The following is a 16,966-nucleotide window of genomic DNA, read 5'->3' on the forward strand; positions in this document are numbered from 1 at the left end:
GGTGATGGCCAGTCAAGCGAAATATGCCGCCGATATCGGAACGGATCGAGCCGTACTCATCGGGCTAAAATCCGGCGATCTGCGACCGACCGCGCAGGACGTGTATGAACGCGGCCAGCCCATACCGACCCGACACCCAATATCTTGGTATGCAATCAATCGCCAGACAATGCAGGCCTGGAGGGATGGCAGCAGGAGTAAAGATACGCCATATCGTCGCGATAATCGTCAAGCGGATGGCATGACAGAAAATGCGCCGACATGATGCTTTCTTATATACAAACGCCCCTCCTGATTGTATACAATTGAAATGAACATGATGAATCACAAGCCGGTACAAATATTGGAAGTCGGTCCGCGGGACGGGCTGCAGAATGAAGCCGAGATCATTTCCACAGCCGACAAGCTGGGGTTGATCACCCGCATGCTGGAAGCAGGATCCAAGCGAATGGAAGTGGCCAGCTTTGTCCATCCGGGACGGGTGCCACAAATGGCCGACGCGGAAGCGGTTATCGCCGGCTTGCCCGACCGTGCGGATGTTTCCTACATCGGCCTGTGTTTGAACAAGCGCGGCGTGCTGCGCGGACTGGCAACGCGCGAAGGCAACAAGCGCGGCATCGACGAAGTCGGATGCGTGGTTGTCGCCAGCGACACTTTCGGCCAGAAAAACCAGGGCCAGACGATAGAACAGGGCATCCAGGAAAATCGCGAGATGATCCGCTTTGCGAAGGCCGAGGGTCTGAAAGCGCAGGTTACGATCTCGGCCGCTTTCGGCTGTCCGTTTGAAGGCAAGGTTGCACCCGAGACGATCGTGCGGATCGCGGAGGAACTGGCCGCCGAGGATCCGATGGAAATTGCGCTGGCCGATACGATCGGCGTTGGCGTTCCGGCGCAGGTTACAGATCTGTTCGGCAGGCTTCGCGAACTGCTTCCCGCCCATATCGGAATGCGGGCCCATTTTCATGACACCCGCAACACCGGCATCGCCAATGCATGGGCCGCCGTTGAGGCGGGCGTGGAGACGCTCGATTCTAGCCTCGGCGGTCTCGGCGGTTGCCCGTTTGCACCAAACGCCACCGGCAATATCGCGACTGAGGATCTGGTCAATCTGCTCAACCGCTCCGGGATTGACCATGATCTCGATCTGGACAAGGCGATTGCTACCAACCAATGGTTCGAAAGCGTGCTCGGTCGTCCGCTGCCATCGCTGGTCGCCCGAGCCGAAGCCTGAATGGTAGCCTGAGCAAGCGCAGGCTGGCGGCGACCGCATTGTCAGCAGCGCTGAACCGCGGGCGTCGAAAGCTCAAATCGCGGAGCACCTCTGCCTCACCCGTACCGCGCTATCCAAAGTGCGGTTTGTCCGGGGTCGCACAACCTCTTAGACTATTGCCTCATCCGATAGGGGGAGAGGTGCGATAGTCGATAGCGAAACGGATGTTCTGATCATCGGCGCCGGTGCAGCGGGACTGACCGCGGCGCTGGCTGCGCATGAAGCCGGGGCCTCGGTCCGGGTGATTGAAAAGCAGGACCGGCTTGGCGGAACCGCAGCCATCTCCGGCGGGGTGGTCTGGCTGCCCGACCATGAACAGATGGCAGCGCAGGGCAAGGCCGACAGCTCCGACGAGGCGAAGGCCTATTTCCAGTCGCTCGATCATGGCGAGATGGATGAACAGGTGCTCGGCGCCTTTGTGACCGAAGCCCGGCAGATGCACAATTTCCTTACCGGCATCGACGCGATCGCGCTGACAATGATGCCGGATTACCCGGACTATTATGGCGAACGCCCCGGCGCGAAAGCCGATGGCGGCCGATCGCTCGACAATGAACTGTTCGATTTTACCTCGCTCGGGGAGTGGAAGGACCGCGTCTTTCAAAATGGCCCCGCGCCCCGGATGATGCTGCGTGAAACGCCGCTGGGCGGCAGCAGCGGCATGGTGGACCCGGCGGAGTTACAGAAGCGCGCCGAGCAGGATCTGCGCGGCTGGGGGCAGGCGCTGGTCGGGCGATTGCTCCGGGCCTGTCTCGACCGGGGGATCGAGCCGGTGCTCGGCTGCGGCGGCTACCGGCTGTGTGTCGCAGAAGGGTGGGTGACCGGTGCAATTGTTGATTGCGACGGACAGCAGGAAACAATCACGGCGCGCCAGGGCGTGATTCTAGCCACCGGCGGATTCGAATGGAACGATACGCTGAAACACGCTTTTTTGCGCGGGCCGCTTGATGCGCCGGCCTCGCCGCCGACCAATCGGGGCGATGGTCTGAAAATGGCAATGGCGGCCGGTGCGAGTCTCGGCAATATGACCAGCGCCTGGTGGGTGCCAACCCTAGCCGTTCCCGACTCCGAATGGCAGAGCGGCGAGACCCGCAATATTCCGGTGCTGATCGAGCGCACCCTGCCGCACGGCATCATGGTCAACCGCGAGGGCAAACGCTTCTGCAACGAGGCCGCTAACTATTCGGCACTGGCCGGCGCCTTTCATGCCTTCGATCCGGCGACCTATGATTATCCCAATCTGCCGGCCTATCTGGTCTTCGACTCCCAATATCGCGAACGCTATCCGCTGGCATCGTTCATGCCGGGCACAGCGCTCCCCGACTGGGTCGCGACAGCAGAGACAATGGCCGAGCTGGCGGAGAAAATCGGCGTCGATGGCAATAATCTCCCGGCAACGATCGAGCGTTTCAACAGGCTTGCCGAGCAACTCGATGATGCGGATTACGGTCGCGGCAAGACCGACTATGATCGCTTTTACGGTGACCGCTCGCGTGCCGGTGCCGCAGCAACGCTCGGATCGCTGACCAAAGCACCTTTCTATGCGGTCGAGATCAATATGGGCGCGCTCGGCACCAATGGCGGCCCCAGAACCAATGCGCAGGGCCAGATCCTCGATGTCGATGACCAGCCGATCGCCGGACTGTTCGGGGCGGGCAATGTGATCAGCGCGCCGACCGGCAGCGTCTACGCCGGGGCCGGCGGCACTTTGGGGCCGGCGCTAACCTTCGGCTATATTGCCGGGCGCGCGGCGGCCCGACGGGTCAATCACTGACAACACAGAACAGGGAGCGGGATAATGGGTATATTGGATCAATTCAAACTGGACGGAGAAGTCGCGGTGGTTACCGGCGCGGGCAAGGGTATAGGACGAGCGATTGCTCTGGGCCTGGCAGACGCGGGCGCAGACGTCGCTATTGCAGCCCGCTCTGCTGATGATCTGGAAAAAGTCGCCGACGAAATTCGGGCCATGGGTCGCAAGGCCGTTGCGGTTCCTACCGATGTGACCAGCCGGGCGGCCCTAGAGAATCTTGCGAATCGCGCGGTCGAGGAGCTCGGCCGCCTCAGCATCTGGGTCAGCAACGCTGGCGGCCTGCCCGATGGCACGCCCCGCTATCTGACCCGCACGCCGGAAGAAAGCTGGGATGCCCAGATCGAGCTCAATCTGAAAAGCGTCTGGATGGGGGCAGTCGCTGCAGCGGCGCATATGGGCGACAAGGGCGGTGCGATCATCAATATCTCCTCGCGGGCGGCGCTCGGTGGCCAAGTCAAGAACGGTCCCTATGGCGCGTCAAAGGCGGCGGTGAACAGCCTGACCGCCAGCCTGTCGCTGGAACTGGCCCCGAAGATCCGGGTCAACGCCGTCGCGCCTGGCCCGATCCCGACCGAGAATTTCGACGAATCCATGGGCATCGATTCCGAAGAGAAACGCGAGGCATTGCTCAAGCAGTTCCAGATCCCGCTGGCGCGCTTCGGGCGGGAAGAGGATATTGCCGCAGCCGTCGTCTATATGGCGTCGCCCGCGTCCGGCTGGGTGACCGGACAATGTCTCTACGTCACCGGCGGCAAGTAAGCGGTCAGGCGGGCTTGCGCTTCATCCAGGTCCACACCCGCCAGTAGTGAAAGCCTGCCCACAGGTTGAACAGCGCCAGTACAGCCAGCGCCTTTTGTAGCGCGCTGGCTTCCAGGGCGCGATTGCCGCCGGCGAAATAGTCCGAAAGGCCGCCGACAAATACCGGGCCAAGGCCCAGCCCGATCAGACCGGCTAGCATCAGATAGATAGCGACAGCCATCGCCCGGGTACGGTCACTGGCCAGCATCTGGACCGCCGCAAAGCTCGGCCCGAAATAGAAGGTCGCGGAAAAGGTCGGGAAGCCGAGCAGGATGATGGCCAGATTGGCATTGCCGGCATAGATGGCGGCAATCATGCCGGGCGCAGCGATCAGCAGTACGATGCCGCTGACCAGCAGCGGCAGCACCGGATCACGCTTGCCGATAATATCGCCGACCTTGCCGCCGAACCAGGCGCCGAAGCCGCCCGTCACCCCGACCAGCACACCCAGTTTCCAGCCGAGCTCGGCATAGTCCATGCCGTGCACCCGGACAAACAGGCCGCCGTAGAAGCTGGCCAGCCCATAGGATATGAACTGCACCAGGATGCCGGCGGCAACGAGATGCCAGTAGGCCGGCTTGCGCGACAGTTCGAGCAGCGCCGTACGCAGAGTGATTTCGCCTTCCGTCGGCTGAAAGGCTTTGGCGAGGCTGACCTTGCCGCGGGGATCGGGCACGGTGAACCAGACCAGCAGGGCAATCAGGAGGCCCGGCACACCGGCGAGCAGGAAGGCCGCCCGCCAGCTGAACATTTCGGTGACATAGCCGCCACCGGCATAGGCAAGAAAGGCGCCGACCGGGACCGCCGCGCCCATGATCCCGAGGGCTCCGGCGCGCCGTTCGGGCGGAAACAGATCGGCAATCAGGCTGTGCGAGGCAGGCGCCGAACCGGCTTCGCCGATGCCGACTCCGACCCGCGCGAGAAACAGCTGGATGAAACTGCCGGCGAGACCGCACAGGATCGTCATCAGCGACCAGATGGCGATGGCAATGCCGATGATCCGACTGCGGTTCCAGCGATCCGCCAGCGCCGCCAGCGGAATTGCCAAAGTGGTGTAGAAGACGGCAAAGGACAGGCCGGTCATCAATCCGAGCTGGGTATCGGAGAGGCCGAGATCACGCTTGATCGGCTCGGCGACGATCGAGATCACCTGTCGGTCGAGAAAATTGAGCATGGTGACGATGAAGATCACGGCCAGCGCATAGTTTGCGCGCCGTCGCGAGGCAGATACGGAATCTGCCGAATGCTCGATGCCCTCGTTGGGGCGGATGTCCTCTGCCATAGGCAGGCTATGACAGGTTTATTTTTGCCCCGGCACCCTTTGTTTAGTTAGGGCCGCTCACCCGGCCCTCAGAGAGACTGGCCGTCGTCGACGATGATATCCGATCCGGTCACCATCCGCGACGCATCGGACGAGAAGTAGAGCATCATTGGATCGAGCGATTCGATGTCCTGCAACCGGCGGCGATGGAAGCCGGCGATTTGCGCTTCACCGCCGGGGGTCTGATACCAGTCGCCCTGAATTTCGGTCGGGATATAGCCGGGATGGATAGTGTTGACGTTCACGCCCTGCCGCACCCATTCGCGCGCCAGATTGCGGCTCAGATGAGTCACGCCGGCCTTGCTGGCGGCATAAGCGCTGTCGCCCTCGCCGGTCAGGCGCGAGGTGATCGAGCCGATGATCACGATCCGGCCATTTTCCTTTTCGCGGCTGCCCGCGGCGATCAGGCGTTTTGCGCCCTCGCGCGCAACCAGATAGACGCCCTTGAAATTGGTATCGAGCAACGTCTGCAACCGGTCCGCCGGGACATCGGTCGAGCGACCGGCAACCGAAACGCCGGCATTGGCAACGATCGAGTCGACCGTACCGAATTTCTCTTCTGCGGCGTCATAGGCGGCGATAATCGAGGCTTCGTCGGTAACATCGAGCGGAACCGCCAGCGCCTCGCCGCCAGCGCTATTGATCTTTTCCGCCAGCTCTGCCGTACGATCGGTGCGCCGCGCACCGAGGACCACACGCGCGCCAGCCGCCGCGAATAGTTCCGAAAAACGGGCGCCGAAACCGGAAGAGGCGCCAGCGATCAGGGCCGTACGACCTGCCAGAGAAAAGGGAATGTCCATCATGATGCTCCGTGCGATGCCAATATCCTGGCGGGTCTAGACGAACAGCAAATGCTCGGCCAATAGTCAATTGCATAGGAGAAGAATATGATCGACACATCCCTCGACTTTACCGGCAAAACCGTCTGCATCATCGGTGGCTCAAGCGGCATCGGCAACGCCACCGCGCAGGCTTTCCGCAGCTGTGGCGCGGATGTGCATGTCACCGGCACCCGCGACAGCGAAGGGCAATATGACAAGGCGGACGGATCCGATCTCGACGGACTGACCTATCATCAGCTCGATGCCGCAGATGATAGCGCGATCGCCGCGCTGCGGCAGAAATTTACCAAGCTGGACATATTGATCTGCTCGCAGGGCATGGTGCTGTACAAGCGGGCCGAATTCGAACCCGAAAATTTTGCCAAAGTGGTGCAGGTCAATCTCAACAGCCTGATGACCTGCGCCGGACAGTTTTACGATTTGCTGAAAGAGGCGAAGGGTTCGCTGATCATCGTCAGTTCGACCGCCGCCTTTCATGCGACCGTCGGCAATCCGGGCTATAATGCCTCCAAGGCCGGCGCGGCCGGGCTGACGCGGACCCTGGGCAAGGCATGGGCGCCCGACGGCATAAGGGTCAACGGTATCGCGCCGGGCCTGATCGCAACCAAGATGACCAAGGTAACGACCGAAAATCCCAAGCGCCGGGATGCCACGATCCGCTCGATCCCGCTGGGCCGCATCGGCGATCCCGACGATATGGCCGGTCTCTCGCTGTTTCTCGCATCGCCGCTGGCGGGCTATGTGGTAGGTCAGACACTCATCGCCGATGGCGGGTTGCTGCTTTGATTCAGGCAGCCGCCGGCGAGGGCTCAAGCTCTTCTGTAACTGCCTTGCCGGTCCACCAGAACAATATTGTTGCCAGTGACAGGCTGACAAAAACGGTCGCGATGACCGCATAGTTCAGCGAAAGGCTGCCATAAGCATCGGCCCAATTGTCGCTCATCAATCCGATCAGCGCCGGGCCAATGCCGTAACCGAGCAGAGTGATCGCCAGGCTGCTGATCGAGGAGGCAGTGCCGCGTTCGGTAGGCAACACGGCCGCCTGGACCATCGAAATGGCCGCGCCCTGTGTCGATACCAGCAGAACATAGCCACAGATATACAGGCCAAGGGTCACTTCCAGACTGGTCGTCAACAGGCACAGGATCCAGAAGGGCATGGTCAGGAAAACCGCCACCCCGCAATACCATGGACGCCATCTTGGATTTTTCCGGGCGAGAAAGTCCGCAAGATAGCCGCCCAATATCATTGCCGGCACGCCGCCGAAAAACAGCATGGCACCGAGATACACGCCTGCCTCTCCCGACGTCAGATCAAAATTGCGGATCAGCATCGGCGCAAGCCATATCGCGAAGGCATAGGCCGGCATATTGGTAAAGCTGTTGGCGATGACCACGCGAACGAAGACGCTGTTCGCCCACAAAGACCGCATGGTGGTCATGAACGGCTGCTGCTTGTAGGAAACCGCTGCCGGTGACGTCCTTGCATAGAAGCGACCGCGCTGGGGCTCGAGGACCGTGAAATAGAGCAGAATGCCCAGCAATATCCCGGGCAGCCCCAGGATCACGAACGTCCAGCGCCAGCCATAGGCTTCTGCGATCAATCCTCCGGCGATATAGCCGAGCACCGGGCCGAGCACGGCACCCGCAGCAAATATACCCATCGCTCGCGACAGCTCATGCGGCGCAAAATAATCGGTGATGATTGACGCCGAAGGCGGCCCGCCGCCCGCCTCCCCTACACCGACACCAAGCCGGGCGAGCAGCAGAGTCCAGAAGCCCAGCGCCGCGCCGCACAAGGCCGACATCAGGCTCCACAGGGCCAGGGAAACAGCCACCATCGTTTTGCGATTGGTGCGATCCGCCAGCCGGCCGGCCGGGATTCCCAATATCAGATAGAAAAAGGTGAAAGCGGTCCCGGCAAGCAGCCCGATTTGCGTGTCGCTCAGCACAAAATCCGCCTTGATGTCCTCGATCAGGATCGACATCACCAGTCGATCAGCGATGTTGAACATGAAGGTCAGCATCAGCATGACCAACACATAATAACGATAGACGCCGCTAGCGGCCGGCCCGGATTTCATGTTCATCTGCGCCCTCTCCAAAGGATGAAGACGGCGTAGCGTGAAAAAGGGGACAGAGCCAGACAGGCTCTATCACCTTAATTGATAGGGTTAAACATAGGCGGACTAAATCCGTTCGTCGTTCGACAGACTCAGGACGAGCGGCTCTATATCCGGCTAGGCCGCCGTCAGCGCAATATGTCGCCGCATATGATGGTCAACACTGCCGAATTCGCTCTCGATGATCGACAGCCGCTTGAAATAACTGCCCACCGCAAGCTCGTCGGTCATGCCCATGCCGCCATGCGTCTGGATCGCCGACTGGCCGATGAACCGGCCGGCCTGACCGATGCGGACCTTGGCAGCAGAGACGTTCTTCTTGCGCGTGACCTCATCCTCGTCGAGCTTGATCGTCGCCAGATAGCACATCGACACCGACTGCTCATATTCCATCAGCATGTCCGCCATCCGGTGCTGAAGCACCTGGAACGAGCCGATCGGCACGCCGAACTGCTTGCGCTGGCGCGAATAGTCGACGGTAGTTTCGTTGGTCACCTTCATCGCGCCAACCGCTTCAGCGCAAACGGCGGCGGTGGCTTCATCGACCACTTTCTCGATCAGCGGCAGGCTCGCCCCCGCGTCGCCGATCAGAGCATCGCCGGAAACTTTCACATTCTCGAGATAGACTTCCGACGCGCGGCGGCCATCGACCGTGGCATAATCGCGGGTGCTGACGCCCTGCGCATCCTTCGCCACGATAAAGACGGACACGCCGTCGCTGTCGGTACGCTCGCCTGATGTCCGGGCCGTGACGACAAAATGCGTCGCCCAGGGCGCACCGATCACCACGGCCTTGTGCCCGTTCAGAACATAGTCGCCACCATCGGCCTTGGCGGTCGTTTCCAGATTGGCCAGATCGTAGCGGCCACGCGGTTCGGCATAGGCGAAGGCAAAGACCATCTCGCCGGAAATGATTCCGCCGATATATTCCTCGCGCTGCGCGGCGCTGCCGCCATGTTTCAGAAAGCCGCCAGCGCAGACCACGCTCGGGATGAACGGCTCGACCGCAAGGCCCTTGCCGAATTCTTCCATGATGATCATCGCTTCGGTCGCACCGCCAAAGCCGCCATCTTCTTCCGAAAAAGGCGCGGCGAGCATGCCGAGTTCGGCGAGCTGCGCCCAAAGCTCGGGCCGCCAGCCGGACTCGCTTTCGACGACGCTGCGCCGGGTGTCCCAGTCATATTGTTCACGGATCAGGCGCGAAATGCCGTCGCGCACCATATTCTGTTCGTCGGTAAAATCGAAATCCATATTCGTTCCCCTGTATCGGTCCGGTTAAAGGCCGAGGATCATTTTGGTGATGATATTGCGCTGGATCTCGTTGGATCCGCCATAGATCGACGTCTTGCGCATGTTGAAATAGGTCGGTGCCGCATGATGGGCATAGTCCGGACCAATCGGGAAGTCGTTCGACCCGTCGTCCGGGAAGCTGCGGAAATCGGGCGCACCATAATAGCCGACCGCTTCCAGCGTCAGCTCGGTGAGCCGCTGCTGGATCTCCGTGCCCTTCACCTTCAGCAGCGAGCTTTCCGGCCCCGGGCCCTTGCCCGCCTGTTCACCTGCCAGCGTCCTGAGTTCGGTAATTTCCAGCGCCGAGAGATCGATTTCCAGCTGGCTGATCTTGGTGGCAAAGCCCATATCCTCGATCAGCGGCTTGCCATCGAGCATTTCCGAGGTGGCAATTTCCTTCAGCTGTTCGACGCCGCGCTTGGAGCGCGCGACACCGGCAATGCCGGAGCGTTCGTGCGCGAGCAGGAACTTCGCATAGGTCCAGCCCTTATTCTCTTCGCCGATCAGATTGGTCGCCGGCACGCGGACATCGGTCAGCCACACTTCGTTGACCTCATAGCCACCGTCGATAAGCTTGATCGGGCGGACTTCGATACCGGGCGTGTTCATGTCGACCAGAATGAAGCTGATGCCCATCTGCGGCTTCGGCGCATCGGGATCGGTGCGGCAGAGGAAGAAACCCCAGTCGGCGTGCTGGGCCAGCGTCGTCCAGGTTTTCTGCCCGTTGATAATATAGTCATCGCCATCGCGTACTGCGGTGGTCTTCAGCGAGGCGAGATCCGAGCCGGCACCCGGTTCGGAATAGCCCTGGCACCACCATACGTCGCCCGAGAGGATGCCGGGCAGATGCTGCGCTTTCTGTTCTTCATTGCCGAAGGTGTAAATCACCGGGCCGACCATCGCGACGCCGAAAGGCAGCGGCATCACGGTATTCTTGCGGGCATTTTCTTCCGACCAGATATAGCGCTGCGTCGGCGTCCAGTCGGTGCCGCCATATTCTTTCGGCCAGGCCGGAACCGACCAGCCCTTCTTGCCGAGAATCTTGTGCCAGGCGAGCATGTCCTCGCGGCTCATCTCGTCCTGCACGCCGCGCGTGCCGATATTTTCCGGATAATTATTGTCAATAAATTCACGCACTTCGGCGCGAAAGGCCTTTTCTTCTTCAGTGAATTCCAGATTCATGATGGCACTCCTCGGTCTGAATTTGGCCGGACTATAGGCTGAAAACCGCCGGAAACAAGCAATTAACCGAGCAATTAAGGTGACGCTACGGCATGCAAGGATCACCGCTATCCGGTCTTCGGTATCCCGCTACTCATTCCTCGACGCTGTGCTTGTCTTTTCGCCGCTTGCCGAATCTCATGCTGCGTTCCAGCCTCGCGCGGAGCGCAGTATAATAAGCTTCCAGAAACGCTCGCTCGTCACCGCTTCCCGGTTCCCAGCCAATTTTCTGACAGATCGACGCGGCGACCTTTTGCAGCGCGTCGTCCTGATCGCTGCGCAGAACATTTTCAAGAGTCTGCAACTCATATTCGCCGTAGACCGACAAATCGTCATCCGAGAACTGATAGAGCGCGGCTGGTGCGCGACCATCCGTCCCGGCCTCCAATGCTGCCGGGGCAACGATGTCCCCCAGATTCTTCTTCACATTCTGAATCACCCAGGTGCCTGCGATCACGTCACCGCCGCGCAGCCGGTCCCGGTTGAACAACGGAAACAGCAGAAACATCAAAACCCATAGAAATCCCGCCAATGCGGTCATATCCGTCATCGTCCCGCTGGCTTCGCCGGAGGTCAGGAATACGAGCGGCAGGAACAGCTCGACATCCCGCACGATATTGCGCGCAATCACGGCTTCGGCGGTTAGCCGGCCGCCATCCCGCGCCGCGACCCTTATGCCCATGGCACGTTTCCCCCATGTCGCGGCCCGGTCGCCCAATTCAAAATAGAGAAAATAGGCGTTGCGGAACAGAAAGACGGAAATGATCCACAATACAGCCAGAAATTGCAGTGGGCCGCTGGCATTTTCCAGCCCGCCGTCGAAGGCAACGCCAAATGCCCATAGCAGCACGGCTCCGATCAGCGTTGCCACCAGGATCAGTCCGATGATGATCACGATATCGAGCGCCAGCGCTCCCGCCCGCGCGCCTGCTGCTGCGACGGTCACGTTCAGCGGGACGCCTTCCGGCGTGACGAGAATGCGGTCAAGCTTGGGGTTTGCGGATCGCCGGATCCATGGCTCAACGGCTCTGCTGTCGCTCATGCCCCTGGCCTCCGCCGGTCCCGGCCGAAACCGATGAAATAGCTCAGCCACATCAGCAGCATAGCGCCGCCGACGCCAAAACGACCGGCGGTATTGTCAATCAGCTGCCGGGCAAAGCCCTCGAGCAGACCGGCACAGATCAGCATGATGATGACCCCGGCCATCACCAGAGCGGCACGCTTCCCGGCATCACTCCCCGCCTTGAGATGCGAGCGAGCGCCCGGGAAGGCGATCGAACGGCCGACATGGACGCCCGCCGCGCCGGCGAGCAGGATCGCAAACAATTCGGTCGTGCCGTGAATCGAGAGCCAGGCGACAAAGTCCACCGTCAACCCGCGCTGCGCAAAGACCCAGAGCATCGCGCCGAGCAAAGCCATATTGTGAATCAGCAGCAATATGCTCGGAATGGCAAAGGCAAAGCCGAGCGCAAAAGCCAGAATCGCGACCTGCGCATTATTGCTGAACAGAAAGGCGGCAAATACGCCCAGCCCGTCCTCCTGCTGCCCGCCAAACAGCGTGCTGCGCAGGGCCTCTTCACTCGCCCCCGGCACGCGCACGTCCGAGAAATTGCCCGGCACCAGCGCGTAAAACCAGTCGCTGTCGCCCGCGACCAATATATAACCGATCGCGGCCCCCGCGATCATCACGAACAACGCAATCCAGATATCAAACTGGATCGCTCGCACCGCCCGGCTCCAGCCCCCGCCGAAGAAACTGCCAAGCCAGCGTACGAAGCTGGTCTGGGTGCCATAGACCAGAAAATAGGAGCGCAGCGCCAGCCCTTCGAGATAGTCGATCAGGCCAGCGTCGAGCGAATTTTCCCGAGCGATCGACAGACTGGACAGCAGCGTCCGATACAGCGTCGGCAGCGCCAGTACATCGTCGTCGGAAAGCCGTCTGGCCTTGCCCTTTTCGATTTTGCTGACAATCTCTTCCAGGCGGATCCAGTCGGCTTCCCGTTCCAGCCGGAAGCGGTCGCTGCGGAGCACCGCTGCACTCAGGGCCTGTTCGGTGCTCACAAGCTGCCCCGCCTTTTTATGCTGAGATAGGAATTGATCAGGCGCGTGCCGACATCCTGATGCGCGCCCTCGATCACATCAATGCCCATATGGCGGAGTCTGGTTACCACGAGCTTTTTCTGAGCGAGCAAATTCTGGGCGGTCACCGCCCGCACGACATCTTCCGCGCTTGTCGGCGCTTTATTGATAATCGACGTCAGCTCGCGGTCCTCCAGCACCACGAACAGCACCAGATGCCTGTCGATCAACCGCCCGACCGCTTCCAGCATCAGGTCGGCTGCGGTCGGATCGGTGAAATCGGTGAAAATGATGATCAGCGAGCGTCGCTGGAGCTGGCTCTGCAAGGTCGATAGCGCCAGGGTGTAATTGCTTTCCTGATGCCGGTACTCAATGGTCGCGGCTGCCCGCTGCAAGCCGAAAAAATTGCGGCTGCCCGAGAGGAAGGGAGTCGACAGTTCCGGCTTGGCGGCGAAGCTGAACAGGCTGCTGCGGTCGCCTGCCTTGAGCGCAATATAGGCGGTCAACAGCGCCGCCGACACCGCCCGGTCGATGCGCGGAAGGCCATCGACCGGCTCGCACATGGCAGCACCGCAATCCAGCGCGAACACGATCTGGTTGTTCCGCTCGGTTTCATATTCCTTGGCCAGCAATTTGCTGTGCCGCGCCGACCCTTTCCAGTGGATGCTGCGCCGGTCCATGCCCGGCTGATATTCAGCCAGCGCTTCGAACTCGCTGCCTTCGCCGCGAAACTTCCGGGCGAGCAAGCCGAACAGGGAATCGCGCAGGAACATTTGCACCGTCGGACTGCGCACCGCCGCAATATTCGGCATCACCGCCACGGTCTGCTTGCTTTGTTTCTGGGTCTGCCGCCAGGCGAGGCCCAACGGCCCTTTCCATCGCAGCCACAATCGGCCGATTTCACCAATCCCGCGCCGGACCGGTATGATGGTAGCCTGGCCGGAAAAAGCGCCATTTGCGGCGACGCCGCTGTCCAGCGAAAAAGCGACGGCGCCCGTTTCCGCCAGCCGCTCGTCCAGCCCCAGAGTGCCGAACACTTCTCGCGGCGCGATCTTGCCGGAAAACGCAGCCTCCAGACCCAATTGCACGGGCGATCCGATTTCGGCGCTTTTGGCCACCGCCAGTTGCACCCTGTTCGCCTTGGCCGCGACCAGTCCGTCGAGCAGGAGCAGCAATATCAGCATCAGCGCCCAGGCAGCCCCGATCGCCCAGAGCGACGGGATGATCGCTGCCAGTACAGCAGCAATCGGCGCGCCAAGCGCAATCAGCCAGATGGCCCGTGTCGTCGGGTAAAAATTCAACGCGGCGCTTCCGTCCGCTCGACCAGCCCGGCGATGATGCTGTCGATCTGCCGGCTTTCGATCTCTGCCGCGGGGGAGAGCATGGTTCGGTGGCGCAGCACCGACGGGGCCAGCGCCTTGACATCATCGGGGATCACATAGTCGCGCCCGGACATCGCGGCCCGCGCTCGCGCCGCATGGGCCAGCATGATCGCGGCCCGCGGGCTGGCTCCATTTTCGAGATCAGCGGTTTCGCGCGTCGCCCGGATCAGCCGGACCACATAATCAACTACATCATCGACCAGCTTGACCGAGCGCACCACCTCGGTGGCGGCGGTCAGCGCAGCGCCATCCACCTGCTGGGCGATGCCAAAATCCTCGGGCACCGGCGCGCCGCTGCGCTCGCCATATTGGCTGACGATCTTTTTCTCTTCCTCTGCATCGGGATATTCGATCAGCAGCTTGAACAGGAACCGGTCGAGCTGGGCTTCGGGCAGAGGATAAACGCCCTGCTGCTCGATCGGATTCTGGGTCGCGACGACCATGAAGCGAGAACCCAGCGCATGGGTCTCGCCATCGATCGTGACCGACCGTTCCTGCATCGCCTCGAGCATCGCCGCCTGCGTTTTCGGCGGTGTCCGGTTGATCTCATCGGCCAGAAGCAGATCGCAGAAAATGGGGCCGCGAGTCAGCGTGAAACTGCTGGTCTGAAAGTTGAACAGATTGGACCCAATAATGTCGCCGGGCATCAGATCGGGCGTGAACTGGATCCGGCCGAAATCCAGACCAAGGGTGGCGGAGAAACATTGCGCCAGAAAAGTCTTCGCGGTCCCCGGCGGTCCTTCGAGCAGGACATGGCCGGACGAGAAGAGCGCGATCAGCAGGTGGTCGACAATCTCTTCCTGTCCGATGATCGCCTTGCCCACCTGACTGCGGATATTGTCTGCCAGGCTCTTCAGTTCGTCGATATTCATCCAATCATTTCCTTTTTCCAGGCGTGGAGGGCGGCGGCCCCGTCCGCGATGTCTTGCGGTTTGCGGGCACGGACCAATTGTTGGTACAGGGCCGAGAAGCGATTTCCATCACTCTCCCCGAGCGCATCCAGTTTTTGATCGATTTCCTGAGCATTCGCCTGCGAGCTGATACCGATCGCCTCGGCCGACTGGCTGCGGATCAGTTCGGCATAGGGGTCCGTGACCAGATAGGTCCGTTGCATCCGGCTGATGAATGCAGCGCTATTGTTGACCAGCGCGCTTTTGCCGAAATCGATGCTGCGCTTCTCCATCACCGGCGGACCGAACCGGTTGAAGGCCATCCACGCGGCCGCCAGCGCTGCGGTGATCAGGCAAATCGTGGCGGAAAGAAAGGGCGGCGAAAAAGCCAGAGTCAGCAGATTTTTGGCGCTCCCCAGACCGTTGAATGTCAGATCGAATGTGACGCCGCCGTCGCTGGCCATTGCCGCCGCCTTGATCAGCGCAAGCGCATGGCGGGCGGTTTGCTTGTCGGCCATACCGGCATTGTTGAGCAGATCCGCATCGGCGACAACCACCACCGGATAAAAGTCTGCATCTATCTTGTCTTCATCGGTGATTTGCGATTCGTCCAGACTATCCAGCTGGGCATAGACGCCGCCATCATCGATATAGGCAACCAGCGCGCCCTTGGACGTCGGTCCGCGAACGATCGTACGGACCGAATCGCCGGTGATCGTCACTGGCATTTCCGGGGCTTTCACCGGCACACCAACCGCGGAAGCAAGCGATTTGCCACCTTTAGCCTTGTCATCGATGGCAACGGCAACCTCTGCTACCTCTGCAAGCATTTCCGCGCCCAGCTCCCCGTCCCACGGGGCTCCGCGATACACCCAGCCTTTCTGCAGCTTCCGGTCGCCGGCCACTTGCCACTTCGGCAAGATGATCATGGTCGGGCCGATATAGGCGCGCTGCTGAACGACAGCGTCAATATCGGCGGCGGGCGTGAACGGCCCGGGCGTCAGAACCAGCAAGCCCTTATTGTCCATGCCGGCCTGGGAGCGCGAATATTGCACTGGCACCCCGGTTTTTTCCAGCAGGCTGACCAGCGCCTTGTACCCCACGATGCTGTTGGATGCGCCGTGCGCCTCGCCATTCTTGCCGGAGGCCAGCGGATCGCCCATGCCCAGTCCATAGAGCAAAGCCACAAAGGCGGCGAAGCCGACTGCGAACATGATGATGATCGTGGTGCGCCGGAACGGATTGACCTGGCTGCTCATGATTGCGCCGCCTTCCGCCAGCTTTCGCTCAGCGCAAATCCGGCATAGGCATCCCGTGCTGCCTGCCACCCGCTTTCGTCGATCGGCAACGCCGCGAATACGCCCCGCTCGACCTGACCCGCAATCACCGCGAACATCGCGCGCGGCGCATCGGGCAGCTTTTCAAACCGCTCGATCTCCCGCGCGGTGCTCGACGGCCGCAGCAAGTCAGGACGACGCTGCTCGATATCGGCGATGCTGCGCTGAAGGAGAAGCCGGACCGCCCGCTCAAATTGACCCTCTGCAGCAAGCGCCTCCGCCTCGCTGAGCAGCGCGCGGGCGTCCTCCGGCTGCGGTTGCCAGCTCTCCTCTTCGGCTGGCTTGCGGCCGCGCCATTGCTCGACATAGGGTGCCACTATCACCCAGATCAGGGTCAGCACCCCGACGGCCAGCAGGACCAGCAGCAGGATCCGCAAGATCGGCCAGGCGGCGGCAATGGCTTCGAAGACCGGTGCGATAAGATCGCCCAGCCAGCCTAGAAAATCGCGCCACCATTGCGGGATTTCGGGGGCTTTGGAAGGCGGAGTTGGAACAAACTGGATATCTTTGTCGGCGCGGACATCGTTCCACATCGCATCAAAGGAAGCACCTACATCACCACTTCTGTCTTGCGCTTCAGCCACGGTCGGGATGTCGCAGA

The 16,966-nt window shown here is 61.1% G+C and carries 15 protein-coding genes; 4 read left to right on the forward strand and 11 right to left on the reverse strand.

Annotated elements, in window-relative coordinates:
* Positions 1–316: 316 nt before the first annotated feature.
* From ACN0WW_RS10695 to ACN0WW_RS10705, 3 genes are all read left to right on the forward strand, one after another.
* Positions 317–1,231 (forward strand): hydroxymethylglutaryl-CoA lyase, encoded by a 915-nt coding sequence (locus ACN0WW_RS10695; RefSeq protein ID WP_417612253.1) that lies wholly within the window; start codon positions 317–319, stop codon positions 1,229–1,231.
* A gap of 208 nt (positions 1,232–1,439) precedes the next feature.
* Positions 1,440–3,044 (forward strand): FAD-binding protein, encoded by a 1,605-nt coding sequence (locus tag ACN0WW_RS10700; RefSeq protein ID WP_417612631.1) that lies wholly within the window; start codon positions 1,440–1,442, stop codon positions 3,042–3,044.
* A gap of 24 nt (positions 3,045–3,068) precedes the next feature.
* Positions 3,069–3,842, forward strand: coding sequence for an SDR family NAD(P)-dependent oxidoreductase (locus tag ACN0WW_RS10705; protein WP_417612255.1), 774 nt, complete (start codon positions 3,069–3,071; stop codon positions 3,840–3,842).
* A gap of 4 nt (positions 3,843–3,846) precedes the next feature.
* Here the strand turns inward: ACN0WW_RS10705 and ACN0WW_RS10710 are convergent, their stop codons facing one another.
* Positions 3,847–5,163 (reverse strand): spinster family MFS transporter, encoded by a 1,317-nt coding sequence (locus tag ACN0WW_RS10710; protein ID WP_417612257.1) that lies wholly within the window; start codon positions 5,161–5,163, stop codon positions 3,847–3,849.
* Positions 5,164–5,231: 68 nt separating this feature from the next.
* Positions 5,232–6,005 carry an SDR family NAD(P)-dependent oxidoreductase gene (locus tag ACN0WW_RS10715; RefSeq protein ID WP_417612259.1) on the reverse strand — a complete coding sequence of 258 codons (774 nt, stop codon included), beginning with the start codon at positions 6,003–6,005 and terminating at the stop codon, positions 5,232–5,234.
* 87 nt (positions 6,006–6,092) lie between these two features.
* Here ACN0WW_RS10715 and ACN0WW_RS10720 point away from each other — a divergent pair, with 87 nt between their 5' ends.
* Complete coding sequence (locus ACN0WW_RS10720) at positions 6,093–6,830, forward strand: SDR family NAD(P)-dependent oxidoreductase (RefSeq protein ID WP_417612633.1); 738 nt, start codon at positions 6,093–6,095, stop codon at positions 6,828–6,830.
* A gap of 1 nt (position 6,831) precedes the next feature.
* Here the strand turns inward: ACN0WW_RS10720 and ACN0WW_RS10725 are convergent, their stop codons facing one another.
* The 9 genes from ACN0WW_RS10725 to ACN0WW_RS10765 form a co-directional block, all read right to left on the reverse strand.
* Positions 6,832–8,133 (reverse strand): spinster family MFS transporter, encoded by a 1,302-nt coding sequence (locus tag ACN0WW_RS10725; protein ID WP_417612261.1) that lies wholly within the window; start codon positions 8,131–8,133, stop codon positions 6,832–6,834.
* A 150-nt stretch (positions 8,134–8,283) separates the two neighbouring features.
* Entirely contained in the window at positions 8,284–9,417 is a 1,134-nt protein-coding gene (locus ACN0WW_RS10730; protein WP_417612263.1) for an acyl-CoA dehydrogenase family protein, read from the reverse strand.
* A gap of 24 nt (positions 9,418–9,441) precedes the next feature.
* Positions 9,442–10,638, reverse strand: coding sequence for an acyl-CoA dehydrogenase family protein (locus ACN0WW_RS10735; protein ID WP_417612265.1), 1,197 nt, complete (start codon positions 10,636–10,638; stop codon positions 9,442–9,444).
* 133 nt (positions 10,639–10,771) lie between these two features.
* Positions 10,772–11,719 (reverse strand): RDD family protein, encoded by a 948-nt coding sequence (locus ACN0WW_RS10740; RefSeq protein ID WP_417612267.1) that lies wholly within the window; start codon positions 11,717–11,719, stop codon positions 10,772–10,774.
* Positions 11,716–12,738, reverse strand: a complete 1,023-nt coding sequence (locus ACN0WW_RS10745) for a stage II sporulation protein M (RefSeq protein WP_417612269.1) — start codon at positions 12,736–12,738, stop codon at positions 11,716–11,718. Before ACN0WW_RS10745 ends, ACN0WW_RS10740 begins: the two co-directional genes overlap by 4 nt.
* On the reverse strand, positions 12,735–14,057 hold the full coding sequence (locus ACN0WW_RS10750) for a DUF58 domain-containing protein (protein WP_417612271.1): 1,323 nt from the start codon (positions 14,055–14,057) through the stop codon (positions 12,735–12,737). The genes ACN0WW_RS10745 and ACN0WW_RS10750 overlap by 4 nt, the downstream gene beginning before the upstream one ends.
* Positions 14,054–15,010: an AAA family ATPase gene (locus ACN0WW_RS10755; RefSeq protein WP_417612273.1), complete on the reverse strand. Its 957-nt coding sequence runs from the start codon at positions 15,008–15,010 to the stop codon at positions 14,054–14,056. The genes ACN0WW_RS10750 and ACN0WW_RS10755 overlap by 4 nt, the downstream gene beginning before the upstream one ends.
* Positions 15,007–16,287, reverse strand: a complete 1,281-nt coding sequence (locus ACN0WW_RS10760) for a DUF4350 domain-containing protein (protein ID WP_417612275.1) — start codon at positions 16,285–16,287, stop codon at positions 15,007–15,009. The genes ACN0WW_RS10755 and ACN0WW_RS10760 overlap by 4 nt, the downstream gene beginning before the upstream one ends.
* Positions 16,284–16,949, reverse strand: a complete 666-nt coding sequence (locus ACN0WW_RS10765) for a hypothetical protein (RefSeq protein ID WP_417612277.1) — start codon at positions 16,947–16,949, stop codon at positions 16,284–16,286. Before ACN0WW_RS10765 ends, ACN0WW_RS10760 begins: the two co-directional genes overlap by 4 nt.
* Positions 16,950–16,966 lie beyond the last annotated feature (17 nt).

The sequence above is a fragment of the Parasphingorhabdus sp. genome (assembly GCF_048269865.1).
In the GTDB taxonomy this organism is placed as follows: Bacteria; Pseudomonadota; Alphaproteobacteria; order Sphingomonadales; family Sphingomonadaceae; genus Parasphingorhabdus.

Excerpts from the sequence above, each read along its gene's own strand:
- ACN0WW_RS10725 (WP_417612261.1), bottom strand. The coding sequence starts at position 8,133 with ATGAACATGAAATCCGGGCCGGCCGCTAGCGGCGTCTATCGTTATTAT.
- ACN0WW_RS10715 (WP_417612259.1), bottom strand. The coding sequence starts at position 6,005 with ATGATGGACATTCCCTTTTCTCTGGCAGGTCGTACGGCCCTGATCGCT.
- ACN0WW_RS10740 (WP_417612267.1), bottom strand. The coding sequence starts at position 11,719 with ATGAGCGACAGCAGAGCCGTTGAGCCATGGATCCGGCGATCCGCAAAC.
- ACN0WW_RS10735 (WP_417612265.1), bottom strand. The coding sequence starts at position 10,638 with ATGAATCTGGAATTCACTGAAGAAGAAAAGGCCTTTCGCGCCGAAGTG.
- ACN0WW_RS10760 (WP_417612275.1), bottom strand. The coding sequence starts at position 16,287 with ATGAGCAGCCAGGTCAATCCGTTCCGGCGCACCACGATCATCATCATG.
- ACN0WW_RS10705 (WP_417612255.1), top strand. The coding sequence starts at position 3,069 with ATGGGTATATTGGATCAATTCAAACTGGACGGAGAAGTCGCGGTGGTT.
- ACN0WW_RS10710 (WP_417612257.1), bottom strand. The coding sequence starts at position 5,163 with ATGGCAGAGGACATCCGCCCCAACGAGGGCATCGAGCATTCGGCAGAT.
- ACN0WW_RS10730 (WP_417612263.1), bottom strand. The coding sequence starts at position 9,417 with ATGGATTTCGATTTTACCGACGAACAGAATATGGTGCGCGACGGCATT.
- ACN0WW_RS10755 (WP_417612273.1), bottom strand. The coding sequence starts at position 15,010 with ATGAATATCGACGAACTGAAGAGCCTGGCAGACAATATCCGCAGTCAG.
- ACN0WW_RS10695 (WP_417612253.1), top strand. The coding sequence starts at position 317 with ATGATGAATCACAAGCCGGTACAAATATTGGAAGTCGGTCCGCGGGAC.